Raw genomic sequence first — 15,893 nt, forward strand, 5'->3', positions numbered from 1 at the left:
ATGACAAACATTCAAAAACGTTTTTATAAAGGCCGCGTAGCATTAAATGTATTAGCGAACAATATCGAAAATGCGAAAGATATTTTTGAAGCAGCAGAAGGGTATGTAGTAGTAGGTGTGTTATCAAAAGACTACCCAACAGTAGAAGAAGCAGTTACAGCGATGAAAGCATACGGAAAAGAAATTGATGACGCTGTATCAATCGGACTAGGCGCAGGAGATAATCGCCAAGCGGCAGTTGTAGCTGAAATTGCGAAGCATTATCCTGGTAGCCATATTAACCAAGTGTTCCCTTCAGTTGGAGCGACACGCGCAAATCTTGGCGGAAGAGATAGCTGGATTAATAGTTTAGTATCACCAACAGGAAAAGTAGGGTACGTAAATATTTCTACTGGTCCAATTAGTGCAGCTGGAGAAGAAAAAGCAATCGTTCCAATTAAAACGGCGATTGCACTTGTACGTGATATGGGCGGAAATTCATTGAAATACTTCCCAATGAAAGGTTTAGCTCATGAAGAAGAATATCGCGCAGTTGCGAAAGCATGTGCAGAAGAAGGATTTGCATTAGAGCCAACAGGCGGCATTGATAAAGAAAACTTCGAAACAATTGTACGTATTGCGCTTGAAGCAAACGTCGAGCAAGTTATCCCGCACGTATACTCTTCTATTATTGATAAAGAAACTGGCAATACGAAAGTAGAAGATGTTCGCGAATTATTAGCGGTAGTGAAGAAACTAGTTGATCAATATGCGTAAGAAAATTGCAGCATTTGGTGAAGTGATGATGCGCCTGCAAGTACCAGGATATGAATTGTTGTCGCAAGCTAACACATTAAATTACTCATTTTCTGGTACAGGTGTGAACGTTGCAGCAGCACTTTCTCATCTCGGGCATGAAGGCTTTCTTATTTCAACTTTACCAGAGAACTCGGTTGGGGATGCTGCGATATCACATATTCAAAAGTTAGGCATTCAGGCGCCGTTTATTTCAAGAAGCGGTAAATATGTCGGCATGTACTTTTTAGAAAATGGATTTGGGGCACGTGCAAGCCGCGTTACATATTCAAATCGATTAGAAAGTAGTTTCAATACGGCATGTGAAGAGATGTATCAATTTGAAGAAATCGCAAAGGAAATTGATATCGTTCATTTTTGCGGGATTACACTTGCGATGAATGATACGGTGCGCCATGATATGAAATCTTTAGCGAAAGCAGTGAAAGACAACGGAGGCACTGTCGTTTTTGATTGCAATTATCGTCCATCTCTTTGGGGAGATGACGGATATGAGCAGGCGAAACCGCATTATGAAGAAATGTTAGCCCTTGCTGATATCGTGATGATGAACGAAAAAGATGCAATGTTTGTTCTTGGAATGAAAACAGAAGAGACAGAGCGAGAGGCGCAACTTGTTGACCTTATTCCAAAGGTTGCTGAAACATATCATATCGCTACCATTGCTGGTACACATCGCTCTATTAATAGCGATAATACACACTCACTTCGCGGGTTTATATGTAAAGATGGTGCGTTCACTTTTGCAAAAACACTTACGTTTTCTGTATATGATAGAATAGGTGCTGGAGATGCTTATACGAGCGGGATTATTCATGGCGAGATAGAAGAGTTTGCACCAGAGAAAGCTGTTTCATTTGCGTCAGCAGCTGGAATGCTTGCACATACAATCGTCGGTGATACGCCAATGTCATCAGAGAAGGATATACTCCGGGCAATGACGGCATCAGTAGGTGATGTAGAAAGGTAGTGGGTGTAACGGTGAACGTAACGAGAAAAAAAGGACCATTATATTTACAAATAAAAAATATTATTCGTGATCGAATATTGCATGGTGTATATGCGATTCATACGAATATTCCTTCCGAACCGCAGTTAGAAGAAGAGTTCAAAGTGAGTAAAATTACGGTGCGTAATGCGATTAAAGAGCTCGCTCAAGAAGGGTATTTGGAAAAGAAAAGTGGTAAAGGAACGAAAGTCATCCGTAATACTTCTGCGACAAAATTGTCAAAAGGTAAGAAATTTACAGAAGTGTTAGTGGAAGAAGGATATAAAGTACAAAAGAAATTGCTAAAAGCAGAAGTCGTTCATAATGAAGAAGGAACAGTGCCATTTCGATTATTCGGTAAAGAGAGTTTTCGCATTGAACGTTTATATACGTTAAATGATGCACCGTACATTCATTATACGCACTATTTCTCAGCACACATGGCAAGTACAGATTTATCGGATTTTGACTTGCAATCGCTTTACGATTTAGTTGAGGACCGAGGTATTCATTTAGAAAACTTCAGGGATGAATTCGCTGTTGGACTTGCGCCTAATTTCGTTGCAGAAGCGTTAGGTGAAAAAGAAGGAACAGCACTACTCAAACGTATGCGCTATTCTTACGATGAAGTTGGCGAAGTAATTGAATATAGCGAAGGCTACTACAATACAGAAATGCAGCATTATGTAGTAAATTATGACGTATAAAAAAGAGGGATTTTCCCTCTTTTTTTATAAAGTAAGGGGTAACTAACTGTTACGATTTATTTAACCAATTATAACGAAAGTTAATTAAATATATCAGTAAGCCCTGCTAGTCAAGTGATTGGCTAGTAGTGAGGGTTAACTGCGGACAATCCCTAAAGCTGATTGAACTACAACGTGGCTAGAAATAGCGAGCGTGAATGTCGCGAAAGCAGAAAAAATCAATCAGATCGTGCAAGGTTAAATCCTAAACACTAGAACAATGGGTCTTCCGCATCGAATCATCTAAGTTAAAATGGATAAGATGAACGTTCAACGACTATCTCGTATAACTGACGAGAGTACACCACAAGCCTATGGTGGTGGAAAAATCCTCTATCTCTAAAGAGATAAACATATAGTCTGCGCTCATGTGAAAACATGAGAAGTTCATATGAGAACTGGCTAAGGAATTGCGCCCTTAGTTGAACAAGATAAATTTTATTAAATCTATCAAACTTCATTGAAAACATCGAACGTACGTGCTATGTTAGGTTCAATGAGGTGAGAATAATAATGAAATTTTCACGAGTTAGTCAAGTATCGGAATTAACAGGTTTGCATCCGAGTAGTTTAAGGAGAATGCTGGTGGAACACGCTACGATTCAGAAGAACAAATCTTTCATTAAAGGAGTTACATTCTGATGATATTAGCGAAGAAAGTCAGACTGATTCCAACGCCTGAACAAGAACAAGTGCTTAGAAACCATGCTGGTGCTGCAAGATTTGCTTATAACTATTGTAAAAGAATGAGTGATAGATACTATAAGCTATTTGGAAAATCTGTTTCACAGTTAGTTTTACAGAAACGATTTACAAAGATCAAGAAGCGAAAAAGATATGAGTGGTTAAAAGACATTAATGCACAAGTTCCTAAACAGGCTTCAAAAGATTTTGATACGGCGAGAAAAATTCGTTCAAAAAGTACAAAACTGGTTATCACACTTCTTATAAATCCAAAAAAGATGTAATCCAAGGATTTTATGCCAATTATGAAAGACTGATTATAGGAAAGAAAGTGGTTCATATTCAGTCCATTGGAGAAGTGAAAACAAGCCAACAACTACCAAGAAACAAAAAAACATCCAATCCAAGAGTTACATTTGACGGTCGTCACTGGTGGATTAGTGTAGGGTTCCAAGAAGACTTTGAATTACAAGAACTAACCGATGAGTCGATTGGTGTGGATGTTGGTTTAAAAGAACTGTTTGTAGCTTCTAATGGTATGAAAGAACGAAATATAAACAAAGATGCCAAGGTTAAAAAGCTTTTGAAAAGGAAAAAATCAGCACAAAGAGATATGTCTAGGAGATTTAAAAAAGGTGTAAAAATTCAGTCTGCCGGATATGAAAAAGCTAAAACTGAGCACCTGCGGTTATCTAGGAAAATTACGAGTATCCGAAATAACCATATCCATCAAGCGACAGCTAAATTGGTGAAAACCAAACCAATGAGAATTGTTGTGGAAGACTTATCTATCTCAAACCTGTTAAAAAACAAAAAACTATCGAAAGCATTTTCATTTCAAAAATTAAACTTCTTCTTTCAATGTTTATCATACAAGTGCGAGAAGCATGGCATTGAGTATGTAAAAGCTGATAAATGGTTCGCTTCAAGCAAGATTTGCTCATGTTGCGGCGTTAAATACGACCATTCAGTTCAACCAGAAGGACAGTGGAGTTTAAAGATTCGTGAATGGCGTTGTGCTTCATGCGATAGCTATCACGATAGGGATGTAAATGCTGCGATAAATTTATCAAGATGGGTAAAATAAATGCTTGATAATAGGAGGTAACGATACTGCCTCGTGTGGAGTGTTATACCCCTCGTCCCTTTGGGGCTGCGAGAACACGATGAAGCACTAACTTGTATAAATTTGATTGAATTGTATAGATTTAGTTAAGTTTATCGTATCGGAATGAGAGATGGATATATACTTATTAATCGTCACGTTACTTGCAATCGCGATTGTTATTTTAGGGGTATCATGGTGGAAATGGCATGCATTTATTAGTTTAACAGTTGCTAGTTTATTTTTAGCTATTATGTCTGGACTGAATTTAACGAAAATAGTGACTGCCTATGAAACTGGTGTTGGTAGTGTACTAGGGCATTTAGTCGGTATTTTAGCTCTCGGAACAATTTTAGGGAAAATGATGTCCGATTCAGGGGCAGGCATGCAAGTAGCAGACTTCTTTATTCGATTTTTCGGAGTGAAAAAACTACCTTGGGCTATGTTATTTGCAGGGTTTGTTATAGGGATTCCAGTATTTTTTGAAGTGGGAATCGTCATTTTATTACCACTTGTTATTTCCATTCGAAAAACGACGAAGCAAAATATATTATTAATTGCGTTACCTGTTATTGCTGGATTATCTATTGTTCACGGGCTCGTGCCACCACATCCAGGGGCGATGACAGCAATCGGTATTTATAACGCGAACTTAGGAAAGGTACTTTTATATTCATTAATTATCGCGTTACCAACAGCCATTATCGCAGGACCAATATTTGCAAAGTGGGTACATAAAAGAGTTATACCTGAAAATGAACCAGAGCTCGTTCGAGTTACGACTGTATCAACAGATTTACCGAGTCGTAAAGTTTCATTCTTTATTATATTACTACCAGTCGTTTTAATGATTTTATCAGTAGTTGCACCATATATTTCATTATCGAAAAAGTTGACTGAATTTTTCGTGTTTGTAGGGAGTCCGGTAATTGCTTTACTTATTTCATGTTTCGCAGCGTTTTATTTACTTGGAATAAGACAAGGAATTAATAAAAAGGTGATTAAAAAATTAACGCATGAAAGTTTATTACCGGTCGGTTCCATTATTTTAATTATTGGTGCAGGCGGTGGGTTTAAACAAATATTAATTGAAAGCGGCGTTGGGACAGCGATTGCGCAAATGGCAGAACATATATCGTTGTCACCAATTGTGTTAGCTTTCATGGTAGCTGGATTAATTCGAATTGCAACAGGTTCAGCGACAGTAGCATTAACGACAGCAGCAGGAATTGTTTCACCAGTTATTCAGCACATGTCAGGTGTGAATTTAGAACTGCTCGTTATCGCAACCGGTGCGGGATCATTAATGTTTTCTCACGTAAATGATGCAGGGTTCTGGCTTGTAAAAGAGTATTTAGGATTAACGGTGAAGGAAACGTTTAAAACGTGGACGGTACTCGAGACATTGTTATCATTTATTGCATTTGGTTTTGCGCTTTTATTGAATATGTTTATTTAGAAGATACCTTAATTGGTATCTTTTTTTTGATAAAGCCCATTTCCGAAAACAAGCCCGTTTTTAGATGAGCCAAGCTTCCTATTCGCCCTGAAAACATACTATAAATGGAATCCCCTCATTTAGAGCAAGGTGAACTTGTTATGAATGATACTAAAGGAGGAATAGAGTAATGAGCGAAAAGTGTGAACACAGACATGATGATTGTAACCGCAGAAATGGGTGCGGCGGCGGTTTTGCGCTTCTAATCGTATTGTTTATTTTATTAATCATCATCGGTGCTAGCTGCTTCGGCGGTGGCGGTTCTTGTGGTTATGGTGGTTACGGCGGTTATGCTGGCGGCTATGGTGGATATTGCTGCTAATTATTTAAAAACTATTGAAAATAGCCTTGTGCAATATGCACAAGGCTATTTTATTCATATTTTTATATGCTGTGATAATTTATTAATGTACAGAGAGCGGATTAAGAAGAAGAAAATAATCTCGATAATCCCGAAAAAGGTGAGTATAATCAATAACTCTTTTAGTAAAGAAAAAGCGAACATGCTTTGTAAAAACTTAACCGCAAATAACGTGTGAACACCAGCAACGATATACGGGACGAAAAATAAAATCCCTAGTTGAATCGTTGCAGAACGAAACATTTCTGATTCTGTTAAGCCAAGTTTTGTAATCGTAATATATTTTTGTCTTTCAGTTGTTAAGTCGTTATACATACGGAAGTATAAAACGCTAGCCGCTCCGATAAAGAAAATAAAGCCGAGAAATGCCCAAATAAAGAATTGAGCTATTGCATTTTCTTTACTAGAGATTAAGTTATCAGTAGCTGTATAAATATTAAAAGGGACGAGAGAATGCTCATCGTCTTTATGTGCCTCATAAAATTTTTCAGTGTCATTACTAATACTTTTTAATATATTTTTCGTTGGAACAATTGCATTTTCCCAATTCTCCACGAAGTAGTTATAAACTGTAATTGTATCAATATGAGGAACCATAGTATCAATTGCATAATCTTGCATAACAACTAAATTGGGTAATGCAAATGGTGGTGCTATCCCTTTGTTAATAAAGCCCTTTATATAAAATTCTTTTTTATTTGATTCAAGTGTGATTATATTTTGTTTTGCAAATGGATTTGATACAAGGTTTAATAGTTCGGGTGAATAGCGAGAAATAATATAAACTTCTTTTGCATCAAGTGTGATTGTAGGTCTCTTTAACTGCTTGGCAATTTCGTTATAATCACTCATTTTCATAATTGCAATCTCTTCTTTTGAAGCATCGTCTTTTAAAAGTGTAAATTTATATTTTTTATATTGAAAATGAGCATTGCCAAATTCGGTTTCAATAGTATTAATGTGCTTTTGTTCAAGTGAATAATCGCCTTCTGATGTATATGTGAAGGGAACAGGATATCGCTCTAGTATCGATGCTTTCGTATTATTATTAGCAGCGAATAGCCCGATAATAATTGTAAATGCAAGTGCAGATAGCATAGAAACGATAAAGAGTACATTAATATTACTACGGGTACGAGCAACTAAGTCTGAAATCCATAACATATTTATTTGTTTTAAATAAAACTTTCTGCGCCTTTTTAAAATATAGATAAAAAGAAGAAATGTTTGTGAAAAGAAAAAATATGTCCCGACTACTACGAGTGGCAAAATAGATAACATAATAAAGAAGACAGATCCGTTTTGTACATTTTTTTCTGTTACGTAGCCTTGTGGATAACCGGCGATGTAATAGCATAGCCCTAAACAAATTAAAGCGAATAAAGAGATGAGTATAGATGGTCTTTTTTCAGCTTTCATTTTTTTGTTACCTTTAATAAGCTGCGCTGTTTTACGAGTACGAATGAACATTGGCGTAAACGTAGAAACGATTAAAAATAAAATGATAAACGTTACTGTTGTAACGAGGATTGCTTCTGTTGGCCAATACAAATAGAGGCCTTTCGCACTTGTTAATTTCGAAGTGACTAATAAGAAAAAGTTAGAAAATACAAGACCACCTTGAATGCCGATAAAGATAGATAATATCCCGATGATCATGTTTTCAGTAAATAACAGTCTTTTTAATTGTCTCTGTGAGATTCCAAGAATCGTGAGTATCCCGAATTGCTGCTTCCGTACATTTAAAAATGTTCCAACTGAATATAAGAGAAAGAAGAACGAGAACATAACGATTACAAGCTGTGCCGTACTAGCTAAGTTCATTAGCGGATCACGTTCTTGAAAGCTTTGTGTATTTTGTAAGCGCGGATGGTACGCATATACAGTAAATGAAAAGAAAACCATAATAGAAAATGCACTACTTACAAAATAAGCGAAATATGCTTTCGAATTACGCGAGACATTTTTAAATGCAAATTGCCAAAATGTCATCCACGTCTTCCTCCTAATAATGCTAAAACATCTAATATTTCTTGATAAAACTTCTCGCGATATAGTCCGCGGTGTAATTCGTTGTAAAGCTCGCCATCTTTAATGAAAATGACGCGGTTACAGTAACTTGCTGCGAATGGATCGTGTGTAACCATTAAAATAGTTGCATCTTCTTCTTTATTCAATTTCGTAAATAGCTCCATTACATCAATTGCCGCTTTTGAATCTAAGTTTCCTGTTGGTTCATCGGCAAGTAGAAGTGAAGGATGATGAATAACAGCACGTGCTACTGCGGTACGTTGTGCTTGTCCTCCAGAAACTTCAAAAATACGTTTGTCCAAAATGTGATCAATTCCAAGCTTTTTTGAAATGTTATCAAGCTTTTCGTCCATTTCTTTTAATGGAACATTATCTAATGTTAAAGGTAGTACGATATTTTCACCGATTGTTAGTGTATCTAGTAGGTTAAAGTTTTGGAAAACAAATCCTAACTCTTGGCGGCGGAAAATAGCTAGTTTCTCTCTACGAAATGTGTGCGGTTTTTTTCCGTTAATCACGACATCACCAGAAGTAGGGGAATCAATTGTAGAGATAACGTTTAAAAATGTAGATTTACCGCTACCAGATGGCCCCATGATTGCGACAAATTCACCTTTATCTACATGTAAATTTATATTTTTTAAAGCGGTATGAGGGACTTTTCCTTCATATACTTTTGAGACGTTTTTTATGTGTAAAACTTCTTCCATAGTAATCACCTTTCTATCTTTTAAAACTTAATGTGTTGTGATAATTTTTGCATATAGAAGGAACGAATTAAAAGGAAAAATAAAATTTCAACTGTTCCAAAAATCATCAGTACGACTGTAATCTCAGCGAAGAACGAGAGATGTAATATTTCTTGCAACATCTTTGTAGCAAACATCGTATGGATCGATGCCATAATGTATGGAACAAAGAACAGAATCGCAAGTTGAATTGTAGCAGATCGTTTCATTTCGGCTTCTGTTAAACCGATTTTTGTAATCGTTACATACTTTTCTTGCTCATTTGTTAAATCTGTATACATCCGGAAGTAAAGAACACTGCCAGCACCAATAAAGAAAATAACACCTAAGAAAGTACCAATTAAGAAGAACGAAGCGACATTTTGTTTTGTTGTGTATAGAGAATCGCTCGCTTCACTTGCATGGAAAGGTGGATGCTCTGCCTTAATCGCTTCATTATCATTAATAATTTTTGTTATAAATTCCGAACCGATGTTATGTGCTTTTTCCCAATCATTAACTTTAAAGTTATATACACTCATCTGTTTTGAAACCGATGATAATGCCTCTACGTTTTCATCAGATAATACGAGTAATGTTGAGATTAAGCTGTTTGGGAAAGGATTATAATTTTTGTATTCTTTTACTTGTAGCTGTAGGCTGTTTTGAGTAAGTGTAAGAATATCTTTCCTTTCTTTATCATAAATTGTGCCAATGAATTGATCGTCTATGTCCTTCATAAGGATATAAGATTCATTATTTTTTACGTTGAGATGTTCCCAGTTTAACGCCTTAGCAAGTATATTATAATCACTTTGTTTAATTGCATAATAGAGCATTGGGTTCTCTTCTGCCGAAGATACTTCATATATATCCGTTTTAAGTTTTTTATAAGTAAAGTGCTCTTCATTAAACTTTTGTTCTAACCAATTTAAATGTTCATCAGCTAACGTATTTTCAGTATGTGATAAATACGTAAAAGGGAAAGGGTTTTGTCTTATTGCATCAAACTTTGTGAATTTCCCAAAACCGTATAAGAATGTAATCATAGTAAAAGCGAGTGTTGATAGCATCGCTACAATAAAGAGCATGTTAATGTTTGTCCGAATGCGCGCTGCTAAATCAGAAATCCAAAGCATATTAATTCGCTTCATATAAAATGTTCTTCGCGTTTTTAATATACGAATGAGTAAAAAACTAATTTGTGAAAAGAAAAAATATGTTCCAGCTGCAACAAGTGACGGAATGACAAATATACTAGAGACAGCATATAAAAGCCCAATGATATCGCCTAACGACATAAAATATAGAGGATTTGCTGCTAATACATATCCAGATATTAAACATATCGCACCAAATAGAGAAATGAGTACGGATGCTTTTCTTTCTTTTTGTTTTGTTCCTTCTTTTAAAAGACGTACAGCTTTTCTCGTACGGATTAGCATCGGTGTAAAAGATGATACGAGAATGAAGAGTCCAAGAAAGATGATTATAGTTAAAATGATAGCACCTGTAGGCAAATATAAATATAGACCAGGTACATGTGTAATTTTGGCGGTAACTAGTAAAAAGAACTGTGAGAAGACAAGTCCAAGTTGAATGCCGAAAAAGATGGAAAGAACACCAATTAGCATGTTTTCTAGAAATACGAGTCTTTTTAATTGTTTTTGAGATATGCCAAGTACTGTTAAAATCCCAAATTGCTTTTTTCGTACTTTTAAGAAAGTACCGATTGAATATAGTAAAAAGAAAAACGAAAAGAATACAATGACAACTTCTGAAATTGTCATTAATATGTTCAGAGCAACATTCACGTCTGTCATATGCAATTTAGGATGAAATAAATAAACTGCAAATGAGAAAAAAATTGCGATGGAAAACGCACTGCTTACAAAATAGGCGAAATAAGCTCTGGCGTTCCGGGTCACGTTTTTGAATGCAAACTGCCAAAATGTCATTCACCTAAACCTCCTAATAGAGTGAAGATGAAAAGAGTATGAAAGATACTCTTTTCGTCAAGTTTGTTTTAAGTACTTTGTTCACTCGTGTACTGTGATAATTTTTGCATATAAAGTGAACGAATGAATAAGAAAAATACGATTTCAACGACTCCAAAAATAATAAGAACGGCTGAAACTTCTTTGAACAAAGATAAACCAATTACATCTTGTAGCATTTTCGTAGCAAACATTGTATGAATGGATGCCATAATGTAAGGAACGAAAAATAAAATACTAAGCTGAATGGTTGCAGATCGTTTCATCTCTGTATCTGTTACACCGATTTTAGAAATTGTTATATACTTCTCTTGTTCGTTCGTTAAATCGGTATACATTCTAAAGTAAAGAACGCTACCAGCTCCAATGAAGAAAATAACTCCTAAAAATGTCCCGATTAGGAAGAATGCAGCACTACCAGATGTTATTTTATATAACGATCCTGCTGACTCAAAGAATCGAATAAGAGGTCCTTCATACTGGGAATTATTTCGATCTTTTTGCACTTTTTCTATAAAATCATCAGCAATTTTATATGTCTGTTCCCAGTTTTGAATTTTGTAATTGTATGCTGATATATGCTTTACCGTGTTGGGTAAGTTATTTACGTGAATATCAGGTAAAACTATCGTTTGATATGAAAAGTCAGATGGAATTGCATTGCCATGTTCATAGCCTTTTACTCGTAATTTCGTATTTGTACTAGAGAGTGTAATGTAATCTCTTTTGTAGCTTTGCTCAAATTCGTTGAATATAGTGACATAAGATGTCCCTGTTAATACGTATGCTTCGTTATTATCCATAAATATTTGTTTCATTCGTAAAGAACCCGCAAGTTTGTTATAGTCACTTTGCTTAATTGCGTATACGTCATTATAAATAGCTACACCTTTATCTTCTTCTAGCGGTGTTTCATATATATCAGCTTCTATTTTCTCATAAGGAAAATGCTCTTTTTGTAATTGTTGCTCAAGCCAATTTAAATGCTCTGTAACAAAAGGATTCGCATCATAAGAAAAATAAGAAATTGGGAAAGGAGAAATTCTATTAACTTCTAGCTTAATAAATTTTCCGAATCCATATAAGAACGTTATCATGGTGAAAGCAATAGTAGAGAGCATTGCTACAATAAAAAGCATATTAATATTCGTTCGAATACGGCTTGCTAAATCAGAAATCCAAAGCATATTAACCCGTTTCATATAAAACTTTCTTCTCGCTTTTAAAATGTAAATAAGTAAAAAACTAATTTGTGAAAAGAAGAAATATGTACCGATTGTAACAAGTGTTGGGATAATGAAAATACTGGAAAGCATATATATAACACCTATTTGCGGACTTACTGATACGAAATATTTAGGATTTCCAGCTAAAGCATAACCACCTAATAAACAAATCGCACCAAATAAAGAAACGAGTATGGACGGTTTTTTTTCTTTTTGTTTTCCACCATTTGTTTTTAAAAGTTGTACCGTTTTTTTTGTACGGATAAGCATTGGTGTGAATGTAGATACAATGATAAAAAGACTAAGGAAAACGATAGTTGTTAAAATAAACGCGTTAATAGGCAAGTATAAATATATGCCTGGTACGTGCGTAATTTTTGCTGTGACTAATAAGAAAAATTGCGAAAAGACAAGCCCAAACTGCATGCCAAAAAAGATAGATAGAATCCCAATTAACATATTTTCCATAAAAACAAGACGATGTAATTGCTTTCTCGATATTCCTAAGACGGTCAAAACTCCGAATTGTTTTTTTCTAACTTTTAAAAAAGTACCAATGGAATATAGTAAAAAGAAGAAAGAGAAAAATACAATTACAACTTCTGAAAATATCATTAATCCTGAAATTTCAGCAGTCATGCTAAAGTTTTGTAATTTCGGATGGAATAAGTAAACAGCAAACGAAAAGAAAACAGCAATGGAAAAGGAACTACTGACGAAATAAGCAAAATAAGCTCTGGAATTACGTGTTACATTTTTAAAGGCAAACTGCCAAAATGTCATAATATGTACCTCCTGCTAGAAGGTAAATATGTAGTTTTATTGCAAAAAATGTATGAGAGTGAGTTCTCATACATTTTTCTAGCATATGTTACGATCATGCTTCGGTCACCTTCTCTGCAGTTTCTGCTTGATTATTTGCAGCGTTGTGGAAGATGATTTTAATCGTCGTTCCTTTACCAACTTCAGAGTCTAGTTTGACAGAGTGACCTAAATAATCACAAATTTTACTTACAATATACAGTCCCATACCAGTAGATTCTCCGAATGCGCGACCATTTTTCCCAGTGTAAAATGGTTCAAATACTCTTCGAATATCTTCTTGCGGAATACCAACACCTTCATCGCGAACTTCTAAAATAATATCTTTTCCGTTTCGGTAAGCAGATAAGAAAACTTTCTTTCCGCGCTCACCAGAGTAACGAACGGCATTTGTCATTAACTGATAAATAATGAATTTTAGCCATTTCGCATCAGAAGCAACTTTTAAATCGGAATGAACTTCTAAAACAGGGAAGACACCATTACGAATGAATAGTTCTTTTAATCCGTTAATATTTTTTGTTACCGCATCTTTCAATGAAATCGTCTCAACATGGAAATCTTCATGGAAGTTATTTAATCTTGCCATATATAGAGCCATGTCGAGTCCTTGGTTGAGTCTTTCTAATTCTTTTTTAAACTTCGGAATTAAATGTTCATCTTCCATTTCTAGCACCATAAGTTGCATAACAGACACAGGTGTCTTCATTTGATGCACCCAGTGGTTAATAAATAATTGATGTTCTTGTTGTTTTACTTCATACGATTGAAGTTCTTTTTGGAATAGACGATATTGCGTACGCACGAGTTCATTTACACCGTGAGGCATCGGAGCAGTTGCTCTTTCAATAAACGCATCTTCCATTTTTTCTGGTTGCTCACTTAATCTATGGTACATTCTACGATTGCGAACGTAACGATAAGCGAGGAAACAAATGAATAAATACAAACTTAAAACGACGAAGTAAAATTTATTATTTTGAAATCCATCTACTGCATCATAGAGAACGAAAATGATACCGAAGTTTAATACGTATAGTAGAAAAAATGCAAAATGATCACGTAAAAATAGCTTCATGCTTATTCACTCCAAGTTGCGTTAAAACGATACCCAAGTCCACGTACTGTTTCAATAGCATTTTCAATACCAAGCTCATTGAACTTTTTACGAAGACGCGTAATGTTTACGTTTAATGTATTTTCCTCAACGAAGCTTTCATCATCCCAAAGTGCAGCTAGTAAATCTTCACGGCTCGCTGTACGAGGGAATTTAGATAATAACATTTCTGCTAAAATTGCCTCTTTCTTCGTTAAAAGAACTTGCTCAGCGCCGAAATGAATTTCTGGGCGTTCTGGGAATAGTTTTAAACCTTCTACTTCAACGATACGTTCAGAAATGTTTGGTGCATAATCACCGTAAATACGGCGTAATTGACCTTTAATTTTCGCCATTACAACGTCATAGTGGAACGGTTTTGTAATATAATCATCCGCACCGCTTTCAATCGCCATAATTTGTTCCATTTCACCAGCACGAGCTGAAATGAAAATAATTGGACAAGTAGATTCATGACGAATTTGGCGGCACCAGTAAAATCCATCGAATTTCGGTAAGTTTACATCAAGTAAAACAAGATGTGGTTTCACTGCATTAAACGATTCCATAATATCATCGAAGTTCTCTGCAACAACAGCTTCATAGCCGTATTTTTGAATGTGAGATTGTAGTAATGATGAAATATTTGGATCGTCTTCAACGATTAAAATTTTATACATATGTATATTCCTCCTAAAAAAACAATTGTAGCTATAGTGTATCATGTGTTTCAAGTCTTTTCATTATGTTGAAAGATAAGCTAGTAAACAGTATAGGTCAAAAGCGTGAAAAGTAAAAAGGGCGTATGTTCAATTGACAATTAACTGGAAAAGATTTAATGTTTAGATAAATATCTAAATGTCTAATTACTGAAAGGAAGAAAGACATTGAATCAAGCATTCAAAGCATTAGCAGACCCAACAAGGCGAAAAATTTTGGACTTATTAAAAGAAAATGATCTAACCGCTGGTGAGATTGCTGAACATTTCAATATGACAAAACCAAGTATTTCACACCACTTAAACGCACTTAAAAATGCTGAACTTATTCAAGATGAAAAGAAAGGCCAATTCGTTATGTACTCTTTAAACACAACTGTATTTCAAGATTTGTTAACTTGGGTGTTTACATTTACGAATAAGGGGGAAGAGGGGAAATGAGGAAACATATATTTCCGTTACTATTAATTGCTTTAACGATTCTTGCATGGTGTGCCGCGTGGCCGCATTTACCGGAGGAGGTTCCGAGTCATTGGAATCTTGCTGGTGAGGTAGATGGACATATGTCAAAAATGGGAATGATGATTTTTGATGTTGCAATTATGGTTTTTATATATGCTTTATTGACTTTATTGCCTAAGATAGATCCGAAGCATGAGAATTATGAGAAATTTTCTAAAGGGTATAATGTAATAAATTATAGCGTATTATTCCTATTATTTTTAGTGAGTATCATTGGAATTGGAGCTGGATTAGGCTATGATATTCCAATGAATAGTACACCGCATATCCTTGTTGGTCTTTTATTTATAGTCATCGGCAACTATTTGCCACAATGTAAACCAAATTACTTTGTAGGTATAAAAACACCGTGGACGTTAAGTAACGAAGAAGTTTGGAGAAAAACGCACCGTTTTAGCGGAAAGGTTTTTGTTGCATTAGGAATTATTATGATGTTAAGTATTTTTGCTCCAGTTGTATGGAAGGGTTTCTTAATAATTGGAATTATTATTGGTGCAGTAGGACTAACGATGGGATATTCATATGTCGCCTATAAAAAAGAACTAAAAATGTAAATAAAAGCTGCTTTTTCTTTT

At 35.2% G+C, this 15,893-nt stretch carries 14 protein-coding genes and 1 pseudogene; 9 read left to right on the forward strand and 6 right to left on the reverse strand.

What is annotated here, in order from left to right; translation table 11 throughout:
* The 7 genes and pseudogenes from dagF (at window position 1) to AC3WTI_RS14580 (ending at window position 6,138) form a co-directional block, all read left to right on the forward strand.
* Entirely contained in the window at window positions 1–756 is a 756-nt protein-coding gene (gene dagF, locus AC3WTI_RS14550; RefSeq protein ID WP_087958395.1) for a 2-dehydro-3-deoxy-phosphogluconate aldolase, read from the forward strand.
* Window positions 749–1,765, forward strand: coding sequence for a sugar kinase (locus AC3WTI_RS14555; RefSeq protein ID WP_097841549.1), 1,017 nt, complete (start codon window positions 749–751; stop codon window positions 1,763–1,765). Before dagF ends, AC3WTI_RS14555 begins: the two co-directional genes overlap by 8 nt.
* Entirely contained in the window at window positions 1,765–2,490 is a 726-nt protein-coding gene (locus AC3WTI_RS14560; protein WP_087958396.1) for a GntR family transcriptional regulator, read from the forward strand. Before AC3WTI_RS14555 ends, AC3WTI_RS14560 begins: the two co-directional genes overlap by 1 nt.
* A 552-nt stretch (window positions 2,491–3,042) precedes the next feature.
* Window positions 3,043–3,171: a hypothetical protein gene (locus tag AC3WTI_RS14565; protein ID WP_000672785.1), complete on the forward strand. Its 129-nt coding sequence runs from the start codon at window positions 3,043–3,045 to the stop codon at window positions 3,169–3,171.
* A pseudogene (locus AC3WTI_RS14570) lies at window positions 3,171–4,300 on the forward strand (RNA-guided endonuclease InsQ/TnpB family protein). The gene AC3WTI_RS14565 and the pseudogene AC3WTI_RS14570 overlap by 1 nt, the downstream one beginning before the upstream one ends.
* 151 nt (window positions 4,301–4,451) lie before the next feature.
* Entirely contained in the window at window positions 4,452–5,777 is a 1,326-nt protein-coding gene (gene gntP, locus AC3WTI_RS14575) for a gluconate permease GntP (RefSeq protein WP_097841550.1), read from the forward strand.
* 169 nt (window positions 5,778–5,946) lie between these two features.
* Window positions 5,947–6,138, forward strand: a complete 192-nt coding sequence (locus AC3WTI_RS14580) for a YjcZ family sporulation protein (RefSeq protein WP_001290406.1) — start codon at window positions 5,947–5,949, stop codon at window positions 6,136–6,138.
* 54 nt (window positions 6,139–6,192) lie between these two features.
* Here AC3WTI_RS14580 and AC3WTI_RS14585 read toward each other — a convergent pair whose 3' ends face one another.
* The 6 genes from AC3WTI_RS14585 to AC3WTI_RS14610 form a co-directional block, all read right to left on the reverse strand.
* Window positions 6,193–8,169: an FtsX-like permease family protein gene (locus tag AC3WTI_RS14585; protein WP_097841551.1), complete on the reverse strand. Its 1,977-nt coding sequence runs from the start codon at window positions 8,167–8,169 to the stop codon at window positions 6,193–6,195.
* Window positions 8,166–8,918: an ABC transporter ATP-binding protein gene (locus tag AC3WTI_RS14590; protein ID WP_000393250.1), complete on the reverse strand. Its 753-nt coding sequence runs from the start codon at window positions 8,916–8,918 to the stop codon at window positions 8,166–8,168. Before AC3WTI_RS14590 ends, AC3WTI_RS14585 begins: the two co-directional genes overlap by 4 nt.
* Window positions 8,919–8,938: 20 nt before the next feature.
* A complete protein-coding gene (locus AC3WTI_RS14595) occupies window positions 8,939–10,894 on the reverse strand; it encodes an ABC transporter permease (protein ID WP_087958400.1) in 1,956 nt (651 codons plus the stop codon).
* 68 nt (window positions 10,895–10,962) lie between these two features.
* Window positions 10,963–12,942: an ABC transporter permease gene (locus AC3WTI_RS14600; protein WP_087958401.1), complete on the reverse strand. Its 1,980-nt coding sequence runs from the start codon at window positions 12,940–12,942 to the stop codon at window positions 10,963–10,965.
* A gap of 94 nt (window positions 12,943–13,036) precedes the next feature.
* On the reverse strand, window positions 13,037–14,059 hold the full coding sequence (locus AC3WTI_RS14605) for a sensor histidine kinase (protein ID WP_000765338.1): 1,023 nt from the start codon (window positions 14,057–14,059) through the stop codon (window positions 13,037–13,039).
* A gap of 2 nt (window positions 14,060–14,061) precedes the next feature.
* Window positions 14,062–14,757, reverse strand: coding sequence for a response regulator transcription factor (locus tag AC3WTI_RS14610; RefSeq protein ID WP_000276736.1), 696 nt, complete (start codon window positions 14,755–14,757; stop codon window positions 14,062–14,064).
* 207 nt (window positions 14,758–14,964) lie between these two features.
* Between AC3WTI_RS14610 and AC3WTI_RS14615 the strand changes: the two genes are divergently transcribed.
* Window positions 14,965–15,237: an autorepressor SdpR family transcription factor gene (locus AC3WTI_RS14615; protein ID WP_087958403.1), complete on the forward strand. Its 273-nt coding sequence runs from the start codon at window positions 14,965–14,967 to the stop codon at window positions 15,235–15,237.
* Window positions 15,234–15,872: an SdpI family protein gene (locus tag AC3WTI_RS14620; protein WP_097841552.1), complete on the forward strand. Its 639-nt coding sequence runs from the start codon at window positions 15,234–15,236 to the stop codon at window positions 15,870–15,872. Before AC3WTI_RS14615 ends, AC3WTI_RS14620 begins: the two co-directional genes overlap by 4 nt.
* Window positions 15,873–15,893 lie beyond the last annotated feature (21 nt).

The organism is Bacillus sp. EB106-02-03-XG38 (assembly GCF_058792175.1).